At 74.9% G+C, this 18853-nt stretch carries 9 protein-coding genes and 1 pseudogene; 2 read left to right on the top strand and 8 right to left on the bottom strand.

The window, feature by feature from the left end; all coding sequences use genetic code 11:
* Positions 1 to 196: 196 nt before the first annotated feature.
* On the bottom strand, positions 197 to 874 hold the full coding sequence (locus tag GBN72_RS02870) for a helix-turn-helix domain-containing protein (RefSeq protein WP_151770020.1): 678 nt from the start codon (positions 872 to 874) through the stop codon (positions 197 to 199).
* A gap of 275 nt (positions 875 to 1149) precedes the next feature.
* Here GBN72_RS02870 and GBN72_RS02865 point away from each other — a divergent pair, with 275 nt between their 5' ends.
* Both GBN72_RS02865 and GBN72_RS02860 read left to right on the top strand, forming a co-directional pair.
* On the top strand, positions 1150 to 2595 hold the full coding sequence (locus GBN72_RS02865) for an NCS2 family permease (RefSeq protein WP_151770019.1): 1446 nt from the start codon (positions 1150 to 1152) through the stop codon (positions 2593 to 2595).
* A gap of 298 nt (positions 2596 to 2893) precedes the next feature.
* Positions 2894 to 3723 (top strand): annotated as a pseudogene (locus tag GBN72_RS02860) (GlxA family transcriptional regulator); the annotation flags it as partial.
* 105 nt (positions 3724 to 3828) lie between these two features.
* Here the strand turns inward: GBN72_RS02860 and GBN72_RS02855 are convergent.
* The 7 genes from GBN72_RS02855 to GBN72_RS02825 form a co-directional block, all read right to left on the bottom strand.
* Positions 3829 to 6036, bottom strand: coding sequence for a sulfatase family protein (locus GBN72_RS02855; RefSeq protein ID WP_151770018.1), 2208 nt, complete (start codon positions 6034 to 6036; stop codon positions 3829 to 3831).
* A 346-nt stretch (positions 6037 to 6382) separates the two neighbouring features.
* On the bottom strand, positions 6383 to 8113 hold the full coding sequence (locus GBN72_RS02850) for a sulfatase (protein WP_151770017.1): 1731 nt from the start codon (positions 8111 to 8113) through the stop codon (positions 6383 to 6385).
* Positions 8114 to 8221: 108 nt separating this feature from the next.
* On the bottom strand, positions 8222 to 9247 hold the full coding sequence (locus tag GBN72_RS02845) for a formylglycine-generating enzyme family protein (protein ID WP_439959726.1): 1026 nt from the start codon (positions 9245 to 9247) through the stop codon (positions 8222 to 8224).
* Between the two features lie 3 nt (positions 9248 to 9250).
* Positions 9251 to 10672: an arylsulfatase gene (locus GBN72_RS02840; RefSeq protein WP_151770016.1), complete on the bottom strand. Its 1422-nt coding sequence runs from the start codon at positions 10670 to 10672 to the stop codon at positions 9251 to 9253.
* Positions 10673 to 11295: 623 nt separating this feature from the next.
* On the bottom strand, positions 11296 to 12843 hold the full coding sequence (locus GBN72_RS02835; protein ID WP_151770015.1) for an alpha/beta hydrolase: 1548 nt from the start codon (positions 12841 to 12843) through the stop codon (positions 11296 to 11298).
* Positions 12844 to 13030: 187 nt separating this feature from the next.
* Positions 13031 to 14362, bottom strand: a complete 1332-nt coding sequence (locus GBN72_RS02830) for an SWIM zinc finger family protein (protein WP_281371358.1) — start codon at positions 14360 to 14362, stop codon at positions 13031 to 13033.
* A gap of 1442 nt (positions 14363 to 15804) precedes the next feature.
* Positions 15805 to 18813: an SCO1167/SCO6262 family helicase gene (locus GBN72_RS02825; protein ID WP_151770013.1), complete on the bottom strand. Its 3009-nt coding sequence runs from the start codon at positions 18811 to 18813 to the stop codon at positions 15805 to 15807.
* Positions 18814 to 18853 lie beyond the last annotated feature (40 nt).

Raw genomic sequence — 18853 nt, 5'->3', positions numbered from 1 at the left:
GGCCCTCGGGCCTGACGAGGAGACCCTGGCCTGCCGGGCGGAGGACGTGCCCCCCTCCGCCCGGCCGAACGGCCCGGTCTCCGCGACCGTGACCCCCACCACGGTCGGCCGCCGGCCACGTCCCTCGTCGCCGGCGGCCATATCCCAGGCGCCCCCGCCGGACATTCCGGCGGGGGCGCCCACGTGCGTCACCGCTTCACCGGCTTCCGAGGCACTCCCAGAAGCGCTGGACGATGTTGTCGAGGTAGTTCTTCCCCTCCTCGCCCGAGGTCGCGGACCCGGTGGCCCGGCTCAGCGTCCGGGCGATGAGGTTCTGGTACTCCCCGTGCATGGTGCGCAGGGGGTCCTGCAGGTCGCGTTTCTCCATCGACAGGAGGCGGGCGACCGAGCGGATGTGCGCCTGCCAGCGGGTGGAGACTGCCTCCTCGAGGAGGGCCGCGAGTTCCCCTTCGAGGCCGGTGATGGTGACCATGGCGGGCGCCGACAGCTGGAGCGCCGTGCCGAGCTGGGTGGACTGGTAGGCACTTCCCGTCCACCGCCCCGTCTCCTCCATGCGGAGGTAGTCACCGACACTCATGCCGACCGCGTGGGCGACGTCCTCGGGTGCCATGCCCCGGGCCAGCCGGTGCTCCCGCAAGGTGCGGGGTGCTCCCATGAGGTCACCGGGCGCACACCACAACGCCCCGGCGAGTGCCGTGAGTTCCTGCAGGTTGGGCATGGCGACGCCGCGTTCCCATGCGGTGATGTGGTCGGGCGTCACATAGGTCATCCCGTAGGAGGCGCGCATTCCGTACGCGACATGGCCGGGGGCCATCCCGAGCCTCTCGCGCAGTGTGCGGGCAGCGCGTGCGTTGAAAGGGAGTTGTGGATGCACGGGCGGAGACTATGCAGTCACGCGGCGTTGTTCTACGGCCACTGTCGGCGGTGTCCCGGTTGGGCGGGATAGATCACCGTCAGGTTCGTAGCAATGTACGAGAGAGTCACGCATGATCAACTCTGCGTATACACCGAGAAGTTGAGAGTTGGCTCCGGATGCGTATGATCCGCTCCGCGAGATGCCGCACATGCGTTCGCGACCAGTCGGTCATGCGCCGCCGTCCGCGGTGTCTCCACATCTCCTCCCCCTGTCCGTACGTTCCAGGAGACGTCATGCACAAAACAGACGCCGGTCCCGTAGCACCGCCCGCCAGAGCCGGCGGCGGCGGTTTGGACCGGTTCTTCCGCATCAGCGAGCGGGGCTCGACCTACGGTCGGGAAGTTCGCGGTGGAATCGCCACCTTCTTCACGATGGCGTACATCCTGGTTCTCAACCCGATCATCCTGGGCAGCGCCAAGGACAAGTTCGGCGACCAGCTCGACCCCGCCCAGCTGGCCACCGCCACGGCCCTGGTGGCGGCCGTGATGACGGTGATCATGGGCGTCGGCGGCAACCTTCCGCTGGCCCTCGCCGCGGGTCTCGGCCTCAACGCCGTGGTCGCCTTCCAGATCGCCCCGTTGATGGCCTGGGACGACGCGATGGGTCTCGTCGTCCTCGAGGGCCTGCTGATCTGCGTGCTGGTGATGACCGGTCTGCGTGAGGCGATCATGCACGCCATCCCGCAGCCCCTGAAGCAGGCCATCAGTGTCGGCATCGGCCTGTTCATCGCGTTCATCGGCTTCGTGGACGCCGGTTTCGTCACCCGCATACCGGACGCCGCGAACACCACCGTGCCCGTCCAGCTCGGCACCGGCACCCTCGGCGGCTGGCCGATCCTCGTCTTCTGTCTCGGCGTCCTGGTGACGATCGTCCTGCTCGCCCGCAAGGTGAAGGGCGCCATCCTCATCAGCATCGTGCTGATGACGCTGCTCGCCATCGTCATCAACGCGCTGGCCGACGTGAAGAGCTGGGGTCTGACCACGCCGGCGCTCCCGGACAACCCCGTCGCCGCCCCCGACTTCGGGCTGCTGGGCCAGTTCGACCTGCTCGGCTCCTTCGGCCAGGTCACCGTCCTGACCGTGGTCCTGCTGATCTTCACCCTCATCCTGTCCGACTTCTTCGACACGATGGGCACCGTCGTCGGCGTCACCGCGGAGGCCGGTCTGCTCGACGAGCGGGGCCAGGTTCCCGGCCTGAGCCGCGTCCTGCTCATCGACGGTGCCGCGGCCGTCGCCGGTGGCGCGGCCTCCTCCTCGTCCGCCACCACCTACGTGGAGTCGGCCGCCGGTGTCGGCGAAGGGGCGCGGACGGGCTTCGCCAGCCTGATCACGGGCGGTCTCTTCGCCCTCGCGCTCTTCTTCACCCCGCTGCTCACCATGGTGCCCATGCAGGCGGCCTCCCCGGCCCTGGTCGCGGTCGGCTTCCTGATGATGACCCAGGTCCGGCACATCGAGTGGGACCGCTACGACGTCGCGATCCCCGCCTTCCTGACGATCACCGTCATGCCGTTCACCTACTCGATCACCAACGGCATCGGCGCCGGCTTCGTCGCCTACGTGGTCATCAAGGCCTGCCTCGGCCGTGCCCGTGAGGTGCACTGGCTGCTGTGGGGCACCGCGGCGCTCTTCCTCGCCTACTTCGCGATCAGCCCGATCCAGATGCTGCTGGGCGTGAAGTAGCCGCGCCACCCCGGGTGTGACCGGATCGGTCCGCCTCGCGCCCGGGAGTGGCCGGTCCGACGCCGGGCCCGGTGCCGTCCGCCCCGGGCCCGCCCGCGGCGGGGAGCGGTCACCGGCCCGGGTACGCACCGTGACGCTCAGGCCGGGCCGGAGCGTCGCCGCGGTAGCGGCCGCTCCGTCGACCCTTCCGGCCAGAGGAGGTCGGCCGGCGCCGGCCACACGCTCGTGGGCCGGTCCGTCGTCAGCATGACGGACCGGCCCGCGGCCGCGCCGGGACGTGCGGCATGATGGCCGGATCGTGGCCCACATCGTCTTCTTCCCGACGCCCGGAGTCCATCTGCTGGACCTGGCCGGCCCCGCGCAGGTCCTCACCACCGCGCGGGGACTGCCGGTGGCGGGCCTGGAGTGGCCCCGCATCGGGCCCGGGGACCTGATCGTGGTGCCCGGCCGGGCCGCCGGCCCGCACGGGTCCCCCGGTGTCGCCGGCGCCGTCCTGGACGTCCTGCGGGCCCACCAGGCCCGCGGCGGCACGGTGGCCGGTGTGGGCACGGGTACGGAGGTACTGGGCCGGGCCGGGCCGCCCGACGGCCGCACCTGCACCACCCGTCACGATCTGCGGGACGAACCGGCCCGCCGCCACCCGAAGGCGGTGGTGGTGCGGGACGTCCTGTTCACCGCCGACGACCGGGTGCTCGCCTCCGCCGGTTCCGCCGGCGGCATCGACCTGGCGCTCCACCTGGTCGCCACCCGCCACGGCCCGGCGGTGGCCGCGCGGATGGCGCGGCAGTTGGCCGTCCACCCGTGCGCCGACGGCAACCGGCGCAGGAGAGCGCGATGCTCCGGCACCGCGCGCACCTCGACGACCTGCCGCACCGCGCCCAGGACATCCTCGACGCCCGCTTCGGCCTGCGGCTGCCGCAGCTCGCCGCCGCGCTCCGCGTCGGTGAGCGCACCCTGTCCCGGCACTTCACCCGGGCCACCGGCCTCACCCCGCTCCGCCACCAGCAGGCACTGCGGCTGGAGCACGCCGAGCACCTGATCGGCCGTGGGGCGACGCTCGACGCCGCGGCCCGCCCCGCCGGGTTCGAGGACGCGCGCATGCTGCGCCGCCTGCGCGGCCGGGCCGTCCGGCCGTCCCGGCGCCTGGCAGCCCGTCCGGGCGCGTACGACGGCGGGCGCCGGTCTCGTGGCCGGCGCCCGCCTGTCGTTCGGGGTCACGCGCCCCGCGCGGCGTCAGCCGACGCGGAGGTGGGCCGCGGCCCAGGACGTGTGGTCGTAGGAGGTGCTGTCGTTCGCGTTGCGCACCACCAGCCGGAGCAGCCGCACGCCGGTGACGTCCACGTCCACCGGGCGTGGTCCGCCGGCGGCGGTGAGCAGCCCGCTGTCGTACAGCCGCACGCCGTCTCCCCAGACCTCCGCGCTCGTCCCCCCGGCCGCGCTCTGCCGGGCGGAGAAGTCGTCGATGCCGACGACCGCGGTGAGGCGGGAGGCATTGCCTCCGAGGTGGTACACGATCTCGGAGTGGGCGTGGACCCCGAGGCCCTTGGCGTAGGTGACGCCGCCGAAGCTGATCGGGGTGCCGTCGCCCGCCGGCTTCTTGCCGTTGGAGGTGTCGAGTTCCACCGGCCCCCACCCGTTGGTCGCCGAGAGCCAGGGCAGGTCGCTGAGGTAGGTGTCGGCGGTGGGCGCCGGCGGTGGCGTGGCGACCGTGCCCCAGGACTCGAAGCGGACGGGCCGGCGCCCGTACGCCGCGCTCCCCTCGGCGCGCAGCGTCCACCTGCCGGCGGGGGTCCCGAGGGCCGGCGGGGTGACCCGCCAGGCGGTCTCCAGGGCCTCCCCCGGGGCGAGATCGCCGGCCCGTCCCGGGGCGACCGGCCGGACCCGCCAGCCGTCGGGCACCGTGAGTGCGAGCCTGGCGCGCTCCCAGGGACGGGCGGAGGCGTTGGTGAGTGCCGCCGTCGCGGTGAACGTCTCGCCCGGCAGGGCCAGTTCTGGCACCGTGAGCCGGACGCCGAAGCCCTCGCGGTCGTAGGACTCCGCCCAGGCGGCGCGGAGCAGGGCGGTGAGCTCCCGCGTCAGCCCCGGGTGGTCGGCGTGCACGTCGGTGGTCTCGCCCGGATCCGTCCCCAGGTCGTAGAGCTCGAACTGCCACTGCTCGTCGGGCACCGAACGGTCCCGGGCCGGGGCGAAGCGCACGGCCTTCCACCGGTCGCGGCGCACCGCCTCGGCGAGGGTGTTGATGCGGCCCTTGTCCGCCGCCTTCGCCCGCGCCGTGGAGCCGGGGTCGTTGCGGTACCAGTAGAGGTGGTCGTGGTCCGGCGCGGCGCCGGGCCGGCGGGCGAGCAGCGCCGCGGCGGAGAGGCCGTCGATGTCCCGGGGCGCGGGCGCGCCGGCGAGTTCGGCGAGGGTGGGGAGGAGGTCCGTCGACGGGGTGATCCGGTCCGAGACGCCGGGGGTCACGGTGCCCGGCCACCAGGCGAGGAGCGGTACCCGGACGCCGCCTTCGTAGAGGTTGCGCTTGTAGCCCTTCAGCGGCCCGTTGGCGTCGAACAGGTCGGGGTCGACGCCTCCCTCCTCGTGGGGGCCGTTGTCGCTGGTCACCAGGAGGAGGGTGTGGCGGTCGATGCCCAGGCGCCGCAGGGTGTCCACGACCGAGCCGGCCAGCGTGTCGAGGCGGGTGATCTGCGCCGCGTGCCCCTTGTCGGCCGCGCTCCACGGCTGGTCGGCGTACTCACCGGTGCCGGGGATGTCGCTGGGGGCGTGCGGGATGTTCGGGGTGAGGTAGAGCAGGAACGGCTCGTCCGCGTGTGCGGTGATGAAGTCGTTGGCACGCTGCTCGATGAGGTCGACGACGTAGGTGCCCTTGCCGCCGTCGGCGTTCTCCGGGAGGTCGACGCGTTCGTCGTTGTGCCACAGGTAGGCCGGGAAGTACTGGTGGGCGTGGCCGTGCGTGATGTACCCGTAGAACTCCTCGAAGCCGCGTCTGTTGGGGTGGCTGGGCTGGTCGGGCTCCTCCGGACCGAAGCCCCACTTGCCGATGCAGGCCGTGCGGTAGCCCCGGGCCCTCAGCACCTCCGCGAAGGTGGTGTCGTCGTCGCCGAGCGACCCCTGCGGGCCGCCGAAGGGGTTCTCCCGGACCGGTGCGTGGCCACCGTGCAGGCCGGTCAGCAGCGAGGCGCGGGAGGGCGCGCAGACGGCGGCGGCGGAGTAGGCCTGGGTGAAGCGGGTTCCCTCGGCGGCCAGCCGGTCCAGACGCGGCGTCCGGATGAGCTGCTGGCCGTACGAGCCGAGGTCGCCGCTTCCGAGGTCGTCGGCGAGCAGCACCACGATGTTCGGGCGGCGGCCGGGGAGTGAGCCGGCGGCCTCCGCCGCGGCGGCGGGCAGCGTGGCCGTGCCGAGCGCTGCCGCGGATCCGGCGAGGAATTGTCGGCGACTGGGCACCTGGGGCTCCTTTGCTGGAGGGGAAAGAGGCGGGCCGGACCACGAGATCCGGCCCGAAGGCGCGGACCCCGGGGCCCGGCCCGGAAGCACGGACGCCGGGGCCCGGCCGAGAAGCGCGGACCTCGGGGCCCGGCCCGGAAGGCCCGGCCCGGAAGCACGGACCTCGGGGTCCGGCAGGAAAGCACGCAACCGGGGCCCGGCCGGGAAGCACGGACCTCGGGGCCCGGCCCGGAAGCGCGGACGCCGGGGTCCGGGGGGGAAGCACAGACCTCGGGGCCCGGCCGGGAGGCGCAGACCCCGGGGTCCGGCGGGAAGCGCGGACCCCGAGGTGCGGCCGGGAGGCGGATCAGTGGCCGGTGGGACCGGCGAGCACCACCGGCACCTCCTCGCCCGGCTCCACGACCAGCGTCTCGCCCCGGTGCCGGGAGACGCGGCCGTCCGCGTAGGTCTCGCCGGACACCCGGAAGGACAGCGGCGCCTGACCCTCGCGGAGGGTCGCCAGGGGGGCGTCGACCTTGTCGAGCCAGCGGATCAGCTTGTGACCCAGCCGGTGGACCACCTGGGGTTCGTCGTCGGCCCGGTCGTGGCTCTCGCCGATGTCGGCGGCCAGGTCGTACAGCTCCCAGGACCGGCCCTCGTAGTCGTAGATCAGCTTCCAGCGGCCGGACCGGATCACCGACTGCGGATGCTGGTCGCGGGCGTCGTCGATCAGGTAGCCGGGCAGGTGCCAGTAGAGGGCGTCACGGTCCAGCTCGGTGGTGGCGTCGGCGAACAGTCCGCTCAGGTCCGCACCGTCCAGGGGCCTGACGTCGTCCTTCCGCGCACCCGCCAGGGAGGCGAAGGTGGTGTGGAGGTCGGCGCTGTAGACCGGGGTGTGGTCGACGGTGCCGCCGTCCACCAGACGGGGGTTGCCGCTCCAGGCGATGAGCGGGACCCGCAGGCCGCCTTCCCGCAGTGTGCCCTTCTCGCCCCGCAGGGGGCCGTTGTCGGTGAACTTGCCGACGCCGCCGTTGTCCCCGGTGAAGACGACGACGGTGTTGTCGGCCAGGACGTGACCCGGGCGGCGGGGGTCCGCGGTGGTCTCCAGGTGCTCGACCACACGGGCCACGGTCTGGTCGAGCCCCTCGACCAGCGCGCCGTAGGCGGCGTTCGACGGCCCCGCTCCCGGGCTCTTGGCCCGGTACTTGGCGAGCAGGTCCGCGCGCGCCTGCTTGTCGCCCACGGGTGTGTGGACGGCGTAGGAGCTCAGGAAGGCGAAGAAGGGCTCGTCCTTGTTGCGGTCCACGAAGTCGATGGTGGCGTCCGCCAGCGCGTCCGAGACGTGCTTGTCGGTCCCCACCAGTGCGTCCACGGCGGCGGGGTCCGTGCCGTGCGAGAAGGGCTTGATGTTCTCGTCAACGTACTGCTGCGTGTAGTCGGCCGCGAAGGCGTCCAGCTCGGGACCGATCTGCTGGACGAACGTGCCGTTCTGCGCGTGGTAGGCGCCCGGGGCGCCGGCGTGGGTCCCGCCGATGTTCTCGTCGAAGCCGTGCTGGGCGGTGATGTCGGACGGAGTCGCCGCGACGTGGAACTTGCCGAGGTAGCCCGTGGTGTAGCCGGCGCCCTGCAGCCGCTCGCCGACCGTGACCGCCTCGGCGGGCAGCGCGACGTCCTCGTCGGGCAGTCCCTGCGGCGGGCCGACCAGCAGGGTGTCGTCACCGCCGCGGTTGAGGTTGTCGACGAGGTAGATGTTGTTGGTGGGCCGCGGCGCGTACAGGCCGGTGAGCAGGGCGGCCCGGGTCGGCGCGCAGTTGGGGGACGCGTAGGCGTTGTCGAACGCCGTCCCCTCCGCGGCGATCCGCTCCAGCGCCGGTGTCTCGTAGTAGTCGTTCGGGTTGCCCTGGTTGGTCAGGGGGCTGCTGAGGTCGGTCCAGCCGAAGTCGTCGCCGAGGACGAAGACGATGTTGGGACGCTGTGCGCCCGGCCTTCCGGCACCGGCCCCCGTCTCCTGGGCGGCGGACGGAGGACCGACGGCGGTCAGGGTGAGCGCCACGGGGAGCGTGAGCAGGCCGAGGCGCCTGGCGTGTCTGTTCTTCATCGGGATCCTTCGGGGATGCGGGGATCGGGGATGCGGGGATTCGGAGCGTGTCGGTGCGGCCCGCGTCGCGGGCCCACGGGGACGGGGCGACGCGGCGACGGCGCTGTGTCAGGAGTCGTTGGCGCAGCGGAAGCCGATGTTCCCGGTGGCCGAGTCGGCGGTGTTGGCGGAGCGGGCGGCGACCCGGTACCGGTAGCAGTACGAGTCGTGGCACAGGTACGAGCCACCGCGCATGACGCGGGGCGCGGACCGGTCCGGGTCGTGCCAGGGGCCTCGGGGGTCGTCCACGGGCGTCCGGCCGGCCCGGGCCGCGTAGGCGTCCGCCGCGAAGGTGTCGGCGCACCATTCCCAGACGTTGCCGACCATGTTCCACAGCCCGTGGCCGTTGGGCCGGTAGGACTTCACCGGCGCGGTCGTCACGTGGCCGTCCTCCGCGGTGTTGTGGGTGGGGAAGACGCCCTGCCAGATGTTGCACGACCACCGCCCGCGGGGCGTGAGTTCGTCCCCCCACGGGAACCGGGCGCCCTCGAGGCCGCCCCGGGCGGCGTACTCCCACTCGGCCTCGGTGGGCAGCCGTTTGCCCGCCCAGGCGCAGTAGGCCTGCGCGTCGTTCCAGCTGACCTGTGTGACCGGGTGGTTCTGCAGGTCGGCGACGGAGGACAGCGGGCCGTGCGGGCGCCTCCAGGAGGCGCCCCGGACGGTCAGCCACCACGGGGTGCCGGCGGCCTGCCCGAGGATGTCGGGGCGTTCGGCACGGACCGCGAGGTGGAAGACGGCCGAGACGCCGAGGCGTTCGGCGTCGGTGACGTACCCGGTGTCCTTGACGAACGCCGCGAAGGCCGCGTTGGTGACCGTGGTCGCGTCGATGAGGAACGGCCGGAGCCGTACCTGGTGGACCGGCCCCTCCCCGTCGGCGGGGTAGCCCTCGCCCTGGACGTCGCCCATGGTGAAGGTGCCGCCGGGCAGGCGTACCTGACCGCGGGTGGTGCGATCGTCCGGTGCGGGGCGGAAGGGCCCGGGCGGTCCGACCGTGAGGGTGCCGATCAGCGGGCCGCCGCCCGAGGACGTGGCACCGCCCTGTGACGTGGCACCGCACGAGGTGTGTCCCTCGGCCGAGGGGGCGCAGCAGCTCACGGCTCAGCCTTCCGCCACCGCGTCGGCGAACAGCCGCTCCACCTTGCGGACGAGCGCCGGATGCCGTGCCGCGACGTCGGTGCTCTCGCCGGGGTCCTGGTTCAGGTGGTAGAGCTCGACGGGACGGTTCTTCGGGCGCACGCCCTTCCAGTTGCCGAAGCGGACCGCCTGGTCCTTGCGGTCGTGCTCCCAGTAGAGGTAGTCGTGCTCCGGCTGCCGGCGGCCGGTCAGGGCGGGAACGAAGGAGACCCCGTCCAGGGCCTGCGGGGCGGGTGCTCCGGCGACCTCGGCGAACGTCGGCAGGAAGTCCCAGACGGCGACGGGGTCGTTGACGACCGAACCGGCGGCGATCCCCCCGGTGTCCCGCAGGGTTCGCGGGAGCCGGACGATCAGCGGGATCCGGATGCCTCCCTCGTAGACGGTGAACTTGATGCCCCTGAAGGACCCGTTGCTGTCGAAGAACTCCGGGTCGTGCGGCAGCGTGCTGCCGACGTGCTCGAACTTCGCGCCCGCCGAGTGGGGGCCGTTGTCGCTGGCCACCACGACGAGGGTGTCATCGGCGAGGCCGAGTTCGCCGAGCCTGTCGAGGACCCGGCCGATCTCCGCGTCGACGTGGGTGACCTGCGCGGCGTGGTTGCGTTCGCCCTGGGGCCAGTCCTCGTCGCTGTACGGGGCGTCGCTGGGTATCTCGTTGGGAGCGTGCGGGGTGGTGTACGCCAGGTAGAGGAAGAACGGGTCGTCGCCGTTGCGGTCGAGGAACTCCAGCGCCTCCTGGGTGAACAGGTCGGTGGTGTAGGTGACGTCGGCCGTCTCGTTCTCCGGGTAGTGGACCTTCTCGCCGTTGCGCCACAGGTAGGTGGGCCAGTAGTCGTGGGCGTGGGTCTGGTTGATGTGACCGAAGAAGTGGTCGAAGCCCTGGCGGTTGGGGTGGCTGGGGTTGTCGCCGTTGTCCGGTCCCAGCCCCCACTTGCCGATGTGCCCGGTGGTGTAGCCGGCGGCGCGGAGCACTTCGGCCACCGTGACGTCGTCGGCCCGCAGGCCCTTGCCGGCGTCGCCGTTGGACTTCACCGTCGCGTGGCCGGTGTGCAGTCCGGTCAGCAGGGAGGCGCGCGTCGGTGCGCAGGAGGGCGCCGCGTAGGCCTGGGTGAAGCGCGCGCCCTGGGCGGCGAGGCCGTCGAGCACCGGGGTTCGGATCACCTGCTGCCCGTAGGAACCGAGTTCGCCCCGCCCGAGGTCGTCCAGCAGGATCAGCAGGATGTTGGGCGATCTGCCGCCGCGTCCGGTGTCCGCCGCCCCTGGTTCCTCGGCGACGGCGGCCGCGGGGCGCGTCGCTGCCGTGGCCCCGGCCACCGCGGCCACCACCGCCGCGGCGGCGCCGGCGAACAGGGCTCTTCTGGAGACGCCGGTGCGGTTGTCTGTGCTCATGGAGGTGCCTTTCAGCGGCGGTGGGACGCGCCTGCCGTCAGGCGCACGCCGACGGGGCACGGGGGAAGGGTCCTCGGGGCGAGCCGGTCGCTCCGATCGGGCGGTCACGTGGTCACGCGGTCACGCGGTCACGCGGTCACGCGGTCACGCGGGGCATGCCGAGGCCGGTGGTGCCGGGCATGGACGCGCCGCCCCGGTCGTTGGCGGGGCAGCGGTGTTCGGGACGAACGGGCGCGGCGGGGCGGGTGTGCCCGGGCCGCGGAGGCCGGGTCAGCGACAGATCAGGTCGCAGTGGTCGGCGCGGCGCGTGGACCGGAGACGGGCGAGCGGCACAGGACGGCCGGATCGGGCGAACGGCATGACGATCATTCGATCACGCGATCGATGCGAGTGCCACGGATCCTGGCCGGACGAAACACGACTGCCACAGAGCTGTCATGGCGGCCGAAGGCTCCGGACCGGGTGGGACCGGTCCGGAGCCTTCGGTTTCGCCGTGTCACGGCGAACGGGTCGCCGGCGTCACCGGCTGATGGGGCGTGGGCGAACAGCGGTCGGCGAACGGGACACCGGAGGGCGGGTGACCGGAAGGCAGGTCACCGGAAGGCGGGTGACCCGCAGGCAGGTCACCGGAGGGCGGGCCGGTCCTCGCAGCGGATGTCGTGCGCGGGGCGCCTTCCCCCGGTCAGGAAGGCGGTGACGGCGCCGTCACCGCAGGCGTTGCCGTTGTTGAGGTAGACGCCGTGGCCGCCCCGGTCGACGGTGACCAGACGGGCCCGGTCCCCGAGCGCCTCGCGCATCGCGAGCGCGCCGAAGTGGGGGGTGGCGGGGTCGCGCAGGTTCTGGATCATCAGGATGTTCGACGGCCCTTCGTCGGTGATCCGGGCCGGCACGTCGGCCGGCGGGGTCTTCCAGAACGCGCAGGGCGGGACGTTGACCGGCATGCCGTCGGTGAGGGGGTGACGCCGTCGGTCCTCGGCCACCGCACGCGCGTAGGCGGGGACCGCCCGGGGCCAGGCGACGTCGTTGCAGATGGTGGCCACCGTGACCGCGGCGTCCTCGTCGGGCAGCGGGCCGGCGAGCTCGCCGGGCAGGACCGGCGTCGCCCCGGGGTCCTGGGCGTCGATCAGCAGGCGGGCCAGGCCGGGGAAGAGGTCGTCGTCGTACAGGGCGTTCTGGAGGGCCTGGCGGAGCCGGGCCCCGTCGAGCGGGACGCCCGGGGTGGCCGTCTTCCTGGGCCTCCGGTCGAGGCTCTCGGCGAGGGCGAGGAAGAGCGGCTCGACGTCCTCGGGCCGCCGGGCCGTCCGCAGGGCGTCCTTCTCGCGCGCCGGGTCGGCGGCCCAGGCGGCGAAGTCCGGGAACCTCTGGGCGGCTGCCGGCGCCATGTTCGCCAGCCAGCCCCGCGCCACCTTCGCCGGGTCGGGGTCGGCCGTGCTGTCGAGGACCAGCCGGTCGGTGCGCTGCGGGTACTTCTGGGCGTACACGGCCGTCACGTAGGCGCCGTAGGAGGTTCCCCAGACCGACAGCCTGTCCTCGCCGAGGGCGAGGCGCAGCCGCTCGAGGTCACGGACCTCGTTGGCGGTGCTGAAGCTGCGGACCAGGGCGCCGCCGTTGTGCCGGCACGCCTCGGCGATCCGGCGGGAGCGGGCCGCGTTGGCGGTGACCGAGCCGTCGGCGGCCGGCCAGGACCGCAGGGTGACCAGATGACGGTCCTCGGCGGCGATCCCGCACCCGGCGCGGGAGCTGCCGCCGACACCGCGCGGGTCGAACGCCACCAGGTCGTAGGCGTCGCCCAGTTGGGCGCGGAGCGCCTGCGCCGTCCCGGTGAGCCGCTTCACCCCCGAACTGCCGGGCCCGCCGGGGACGACCATGAGCGTGCCGCGCCGCCGGGACGGGTCGCCGGAGGCCACCCGGGACACCGCGAGCGTGATCCGGGGACCGTCGGGATCCGCGTGGTCGAGCGGGACGGACAGGTCGGCGCACTCCTGTCCCTCGGGACCCCCGGCCACCGGACAGGGACGCCAGTCGAGCGGGGCCGGACCGGTGGGCGCGGTGGCGGGGGCCGCGTGCGACGGGAGAGCGGGTGCCACGGCGGTCAGGGTCGCGGCGACGGTGACGGCGGACAGGGCGGCCAGGACGGCCCTTCGGGGCCGGAGGTGCGGTGAACTCGTCATGCCCCAAGGCTTGTTGACAGATCCTCCGGCGCCCATCCGGAGACCCCGACACCGCCGAGGGGGCGTACACCCGGCGCGTACGGGTGCCACCCGGAGGATGGCCACCGGCCCCGCCATCGGTTCGGCCACCGGTCCGGCCGCCGCACGGCCGTGCCCTGCGTGGCCCCGTCGTGTGCGCCGTTGCCCGTCAGTGGTGCGGCGGCTCCGGGGGCAGTTCGGCCGGGTCGAGGCCGGGGCCCAGGGCGGTGAGGGCGGCCACCGGGTCGGGGTCGGCGGTGCCGCGCGGCCACCAGTCGTCGGCGTCCGGCTCGGACTCGTAGGCGTACCAGAGGTTGTCCTGGCCGAGCCGGAGCTGTGCGTGACCCACCGGGTGGGTGAGGCGGTTGCGCCACGGGCGGAACGGGGCCAGTCCGGCCGCCATCAGCAGGGGGCGGGCACGGTCGAAGCGGCCGGCGGGCGGGTCCCACGGGTCGCCCTCCAGCACGTCCAGACCCGCCGGCCCGCCCTGCCGCCAGGCGGCGACCGCGCGGGCCAGGTCGACGGGGGTCCGGCCGGCCGCCGCGGCCAGGGAGGAGTACAAGGTGCGGGTGGCGGCCGTGAGACCCGAGCCGGGACGGGCGGCGGCGACGCGCACCGCGTCCTGCCAGAGCGTCAGACCGCCCACCGGGTCCTCACCCGTGGTCAGCAGCGCGTGGGCACGGGCGGCGGCGTGGGTCGCCAGCTGGTCCAGCGCGTACGGGTCGGGTCCGCCGGGGGCTGCCGGAAAGGCGGGCGGGTGACCGGGGTGCGCGGGAGGCGGCAGCAGGGCGGGCAGCGGCGGGAGGCCGGAAGCTGCGCGGGACAGGGCTTTGGTGGCCCGCACTCCCTGCGGCACGGCGGGGTCGCGGTCCCTCGCGGCACGGGCCTCGGCGGCGGCCCGGGCGGCGTGCGCGGCGTTGCGCCGGGTGAGGGCGTCGAGGATCTCCTGTTCGCTCCGGCCGCGCAGCAGGAGCAGCGCGAACGGGTCCGCGTCGAGGAGGCGGGCGGTCTGGTAGCAGAGCGCGGCGGCGTGCTTGCAGGGGCGGCCGGTGTCGGGGCAGCCGCAGAACGGCAGCAGGTCGCCCCGGCGCGGCAGCAGCGGCGAACCGACGCCGCCCTCGAGCAGGGCCTCGGGCAACTGCCGGTCGAGCAGCGCCGCGATGTGGCCGGGCCGCTCGGCCACGGCGTCCAGGAACGCCTCCCACTCGTCGTCGTCCAGGGTGCGGACGCGGACCTGGGCCCGGTAGGGGCGCGGTCGGCTCCCGTGCACGTAGGCGATGACCAGGCCGGGCGTCACGGTGATCGCGTCGACCCGGCCGCCCTCCGCGTACCGCCGGCCACGGGCCAGCCGGGCGGGGTCCAGCGCCCGCTCGGTCAGCGCGGTCAGCCAGGCCTCCCCCCACGGCGTCCCGGCGAGGGCGGCGCCCTCCTCGCGCGGGGGAAGCCGGTCGAAGGTCAGACGGCGCTCACCGGCGACGGCGCGGGGCCTGGCCGCCGGCACGGGGTGCTCCCGCGGAAGCGTTTCCGGGGCGCCGGCCTCCAGGGTGGGCCGACCGTCCTCCGGCTCGCCGGAGCCACCCTTCGGGGCGGGGCGACCCGCGCGGCGGTGCTCGGCGTCGGCCTCCGCCTCCCCGGGGGTCCGGGCTCTCCCGGCCGCGCCGGACGTGGCGGTCCGCCGGTCCCCGGTACCTCGCGTGCCCCCGGCACGTATGGTGTCCCGGGCGCCCCCGGTGTCCCCGGAGCCTCCGGTGCCCCCGCCGCCTCCCGCGTCCCCGGAGCCTCCGGTGCCCTCGCCGCCTCCCGCGTCCCCAGAGCCTCCGGTGTTCCCGACGCTCCCGGTTCTCCCTGTGCTCCCGGCACCTCCGGTCACCCCGGTGCTCCGGTCCTGTCCGACGCCCCCGGTCCCTGCGGTGCCTGCGGCACCCCCACGGCTCGCACCGAAACCGGTCTGCCCGGCACCACCGTCGACTCCGACGTACCCGACGCCCCCGGCACTGCCGGAGCCCTCGACGGATCCCTCGCTCCCGGCACCTCCGGTCACCCCGGTGCTCCAGGCTCGCCCGGCGCCGCCAGTTGCGGAGGCGCCACCGGTTGCGGAGGCGCCACCGGTTGCGGAGGCGCCACCGGTTGCGGAGGCGCCACCGGTTGCGGAGGTGGCGCCGCCGCTGCCCGCGGCGCTTGCGGTGCTCCCGGCGGCGGAGGCCGGCCCGGGCCGGCCGCTCCGGGGTGTGGGGCCGGCGTCCCGCGATGCCGCCCGCGCGGCGGCCTCGGCTCCGGCGGACGGGGTCGCTCCGGTGGCTCCCCCGTCCGCCGCAGCGCGGATCTCGGCGGCCCGCGCCGCGCGCAGTGCCTCGCGGGCGCGTTCTGCCGGGCGGGGCTGTTCCGGGGCCGCCGGCCGTGCCTCGCCGCTCTCCCCCGTGCCGCCGTCCTGCGCGGCGGCCTCCGGCGCGGGTGAGCGGCGACGGATGGCCGCACGGGCCGCGGCGGACGGGCGGGACCCGGCCGAGCCGGTGGCGGCAGGGCGCGGGGCGGGGCCGGAACCTTCCGGTGCCCGCTCCGCGGACGCGGAGGGACGCGTGAGGGCGCGCGCCACCCGCAGCGCACGCCGCGCCGCCTCGGCAGGCCCCTCGCCTTGGACGGGCCTGTCCGCCTCGCCCGGCGACGGACCCAGCCCCGTGTCCGCGCCCGGCCGTCCGGCGTCGTCCGGCGACCCGGCGCCGTCCCGCGCCGCGTCGTCGTCCAGGGTCCCCGCTCCGTCGGGCCCGGCGCCGTCGGGCCCGGCGCCGTCGGGCCCGGCGCCGTCACCGCGACCTGCCCTGCCGGAGCCAAGGGCATCCGCGCCCGGCGAACCCGGCGCGCCCGGAACCGCGATGCCCGGCAACGCGCCGTCCGCAACCGCGGCGTCCGTGTCCCGAGGGTCCGGCCCACGGCCGTGCGGGGGTGTCATGCGGGCCTCCGCAGGGAGACGAGGTCGGTGAGTTCACGATCGGTGAGTTCGGTGAGCGCCGCCTCGCCGGAGCCGAGGATCGCGTCGGCCAGCGCACGCTTCGCCTGCAGCATCTCGGCGATGCGGTCCTCCACCGTGCCCTCGGTGATCAGCCGGTGCACCTGCACCGGCTGGGTCTGGCCGATGCGGTAGGCGCGGTCGGTGGCCTGTTCCTCGACCGCCGGGTTCCACCAGCGGTCGAAGTGCACCACATGCCCGGCCCGGGTGAGGTTGAGGCCGGTGCCGGCCGCCTTGAGGGAGAGCACCAGCACCGGCGTCGCACCGTCCTGGAAGCGGTCGACCATGCGCTCCCGCTCGGCGACGGGCGTGCCGCCGTGGAGCATCTCGGCGGGGACCGAGCGGGTGGCGAGGTGGGCGGTGATCAGGCGGGCCATGCCGACGTACTGGGTGAACACCAGCATGGACCCGTCCTCGGCGAGGACCGTGTCCAGCAGCTCGTCGAGCAGGGTGAGCTTCCCGGAGCGGTCGGCGCGGGCGCGGTCCGGGGAGAAGCCCTCCTTGAGGAAGAGCGCGGGATGGTCGCAGATCTGCTTGAGGGAGGTCAGCAGCTTCAGGACCAGACCGCGGCGGGCGATTCCCTCGCTGCCCTCGATGACCAGCATGGACTCGCGGACCACCGCCTCGTAGAGCGACGCCTGCTCACGGGTCAGCGGCACCGGGCGGTCCGTCTCCGTCTTCGGCGGCAGCTCCGGCACGATGCCCGGGTCGGACTTGCGGCGGCGCAGCAGGAAGGGACGGACCAGCCGGGCGAGCCGCTCGGCGGCCTCCGGGTCCTCGCCGCCCTCGACCGCGCGGGCGTGCCGGGCGCGGAAGGACTTCAGGGGGCCGAGCAGTCCGGGTGTGGTCCAGTCCAGGAGGGCCCACAGTTCGGAGAGGTTGTTCTCCACGGGGGTGCCGGTGAGCGCGACCCGGGCGGGGGTGGGGATGGTGCGCAGGGCGCGGGCGGTGGCCGAGTACGGGTTCTTGACGTGCTGCGCCTCGTCGGCGACGACCATCCCCCACGCGACGCCGCCGAGCTCCTCGGCGGCGGAGCGCATCGTGCCGTAGGTGGTGAGGACGAATCCGCCGTCGAGGCCGGCGAGGGTCCGGCCGGCGCCGTGGAAGCGGCGTACCGGCACGCCGGGGGCGAACCGCTGGATCTCGCGCTGCCAGTTGCCGAGCAGGGAGGCGGGGCAGACCACCAGCGTGGGCCGTCCGGCGGGATCCCGCTCCGCGCGGCGCAGGTGGAGCGCGATCAGGGTGATGGTCTTGCCGAGGCCCATGTCGTCGGCGAGGCAGCCGCCGAGGCCGAGCGAGGTCATCAGGTCGAGCCAGGCGAGGCCGCGCAGCTGGTAGTCGCGCAGCTCGGCGTCGAGGCCGGCCGGCGCGGCGGCCGGCATCGGCCCGGCGGCCAGGCGGTCCCGGAGGGCGGCGAGCGCGCCCTCCGGGACGGCCTCGACCGTCTCGCCGTCGACCTCGGCGGAGCCGGTGAGGGCGACGGCGAGGGCGTCCACCGGGTCGAGCAGACCGAGGTCACGCTTCCGGGCCTTGCGGACCAGCGCGGGGTCGACGACCACCCACCGGTCGCGCAGGCGGACGACGGGGCGGTGCGACTCGGCGAGGGCGTCCATCTCCGCCTCGGTGAGCGGTTCCCCGCCGAGGGCGAGCTGCCACTCGAAGCGGAGCAGGTCCTCGCTCTCGAAGAATCCGGTGCCGTCGGTGGCGGAGCCGGGGGCGGGGCGGACCACGGCGGTGGCCGAGAGGTCCTGGGCGAGATCGCGCGGCCAGTGCACGGTCACCCCGGCGGCGGCCAGCCGGGAGGCGGCGACGCCGAGCAGGTCCGTCACCTCCTCCTCGCCGAGGGCCATCACGTCGGGGACGTCCTGCTCGGTGAGGCGTTCCAGCGGCGGCCAGACGCGGGCGGCGCGGCGCACCGCGAGGGCGGCGTCGATCCGGGCGCGGGGGCCGAAGGCGTCGGGCGCCCGACCCGCCCAGAGGGCGGCGGCGTCGACCATCAGGGTCGGGTCGGCGAGGCTGTGCACCTGGACGATCGCGGCACCGGCCCGGCGGACCACCGCGCCCGCCCCACCGCCCTCCCCCGCCGGCCCGATGGCGCCGGTCCCGGCGTCGTCGCTGTCGAAGAGGCTGAACGCGGACAGGTCCAGGCGCAGCGAGATCCGCACGCCGGCGTCCATCCCGGAGGCGACCTCGGCGGCCCACTCGTGGGCACCGGGCAGACGCTGCGCCTCGGGCGCGGCGAAGGGCCCGCCCACCGCGTGCGGGGCGGCCGGGGTGCGGGGCAGGGCGTCGGCCACCGCGTCCAGGAAGGCGCGGACCAGCGTCTCGGGTCCGGGCAGCCGCAGTGGGGCCGGGCCGGGCAGCGGAACGGCGTGCCCCTCGGGCGGCAGGGCGGCGGCGACCTCGCGCAGGTGGGCCGCGTCCTCGGGTTCCAGCGGTCCGGCCCGCCAGGCGTCGTAGCCCTCCGGGGTGAGGCCGGGGAGCAGGCGGCCGCGGGCGACCAGCCGCAGCGCGTGCAGGGCGGCGGCGCCCCAGCAGGCGGTGGCCGGGTGGGCCGCCGGGTCCCGCCGGGCGCGGACCAGCAGCGGCAGGGCGGCGACGACCGGGAGGACCACGGCGGGGACGGTACGGCGGCGGACACCCGCGCCGTGCGGCCGGACCACGGTGAGACCGGTGGTCTCCGCGCCCTCGGGAGGCAGGCCGCCCTCCGGGTCCCAGAACGCGACGCGCCCCTCACGGGGCAGGGCGGCGGGGAGGAAGACGGCGGCCAGACGTGTCAGTGCGGTGGCGGCGGTGATGGCGCTGGTGGTTGCGGGGGTGATGGCGCTGGTGGTGTCCGTGCGGTTCACGCGGCTGCCCTCCTCCCTGTGCTCGTGGGGCGTCACGCGACTGATTTCGACTCTACGTTCGGGTTCCGACAACCGGCGCGCGCCACGGCCCCGCCGCATGGGCGGAGGGCCGCCCGCAGGCCCGGACCGGGCGGCGAAC

Source organism: Streptomyces abyssomicinicus, assembly GCF_008974245.1.
Classification (GTDB): domain Bacteria; phylum Actinomycetota; class Actinomycetes; order Streptomycetales; family Streptomycetaceae; genus Streptomyces; species Streptomyces abyssomicinicus.
The sequence above is the reverse complement of the archived record's forward strand: the minus strand, read 5'-3'. Positions and strand labels throughout refer to the sequence as shown.

What these genes read in the sequence shown, in the direction of transcription:
- GBN72_RS02865 (WP_151770019.1), top strand. Translation starts at nt 1,150, where the DNA reads ATGCACAAAACAGACGCCGGTCCCGTAGCACCGCCCGCCAGAGCCGGC.
- GBN72_RS02850 (WP_151770017.1), bottom strand. Translation starts at nt 8,113, where the DNA reads ATGAAGAACAGACACGCCAGGCGCCTCGGCCTGCTCACGCTCCCCGTG.
- GBN72_RS02840 (WP_151770016.1), bottom strand. Translation starts at nt 10,672, where the DNA reads ATGAGCACAGACAACCGCACCGGCGTCTCCAGAAGAGCCCTGTTCGCC.
- GBN72_RS02835 (WP_151770015.1), bottom strand. Translation starts at nt 12,843, where the DNA reads ATGACGAGTTCACCGCACCTCCGGCCCCGAAGGGCCGTCCTGGCCGCC.
- GBN72_RS02825 (WP_151770013.1), bottom strand. Translation starts at nt 18,813, where the DNA reads ATGCGGCGGGGCCGTGGCGCGCGCCGGTTGTCGGAACCCGAACGTAGA.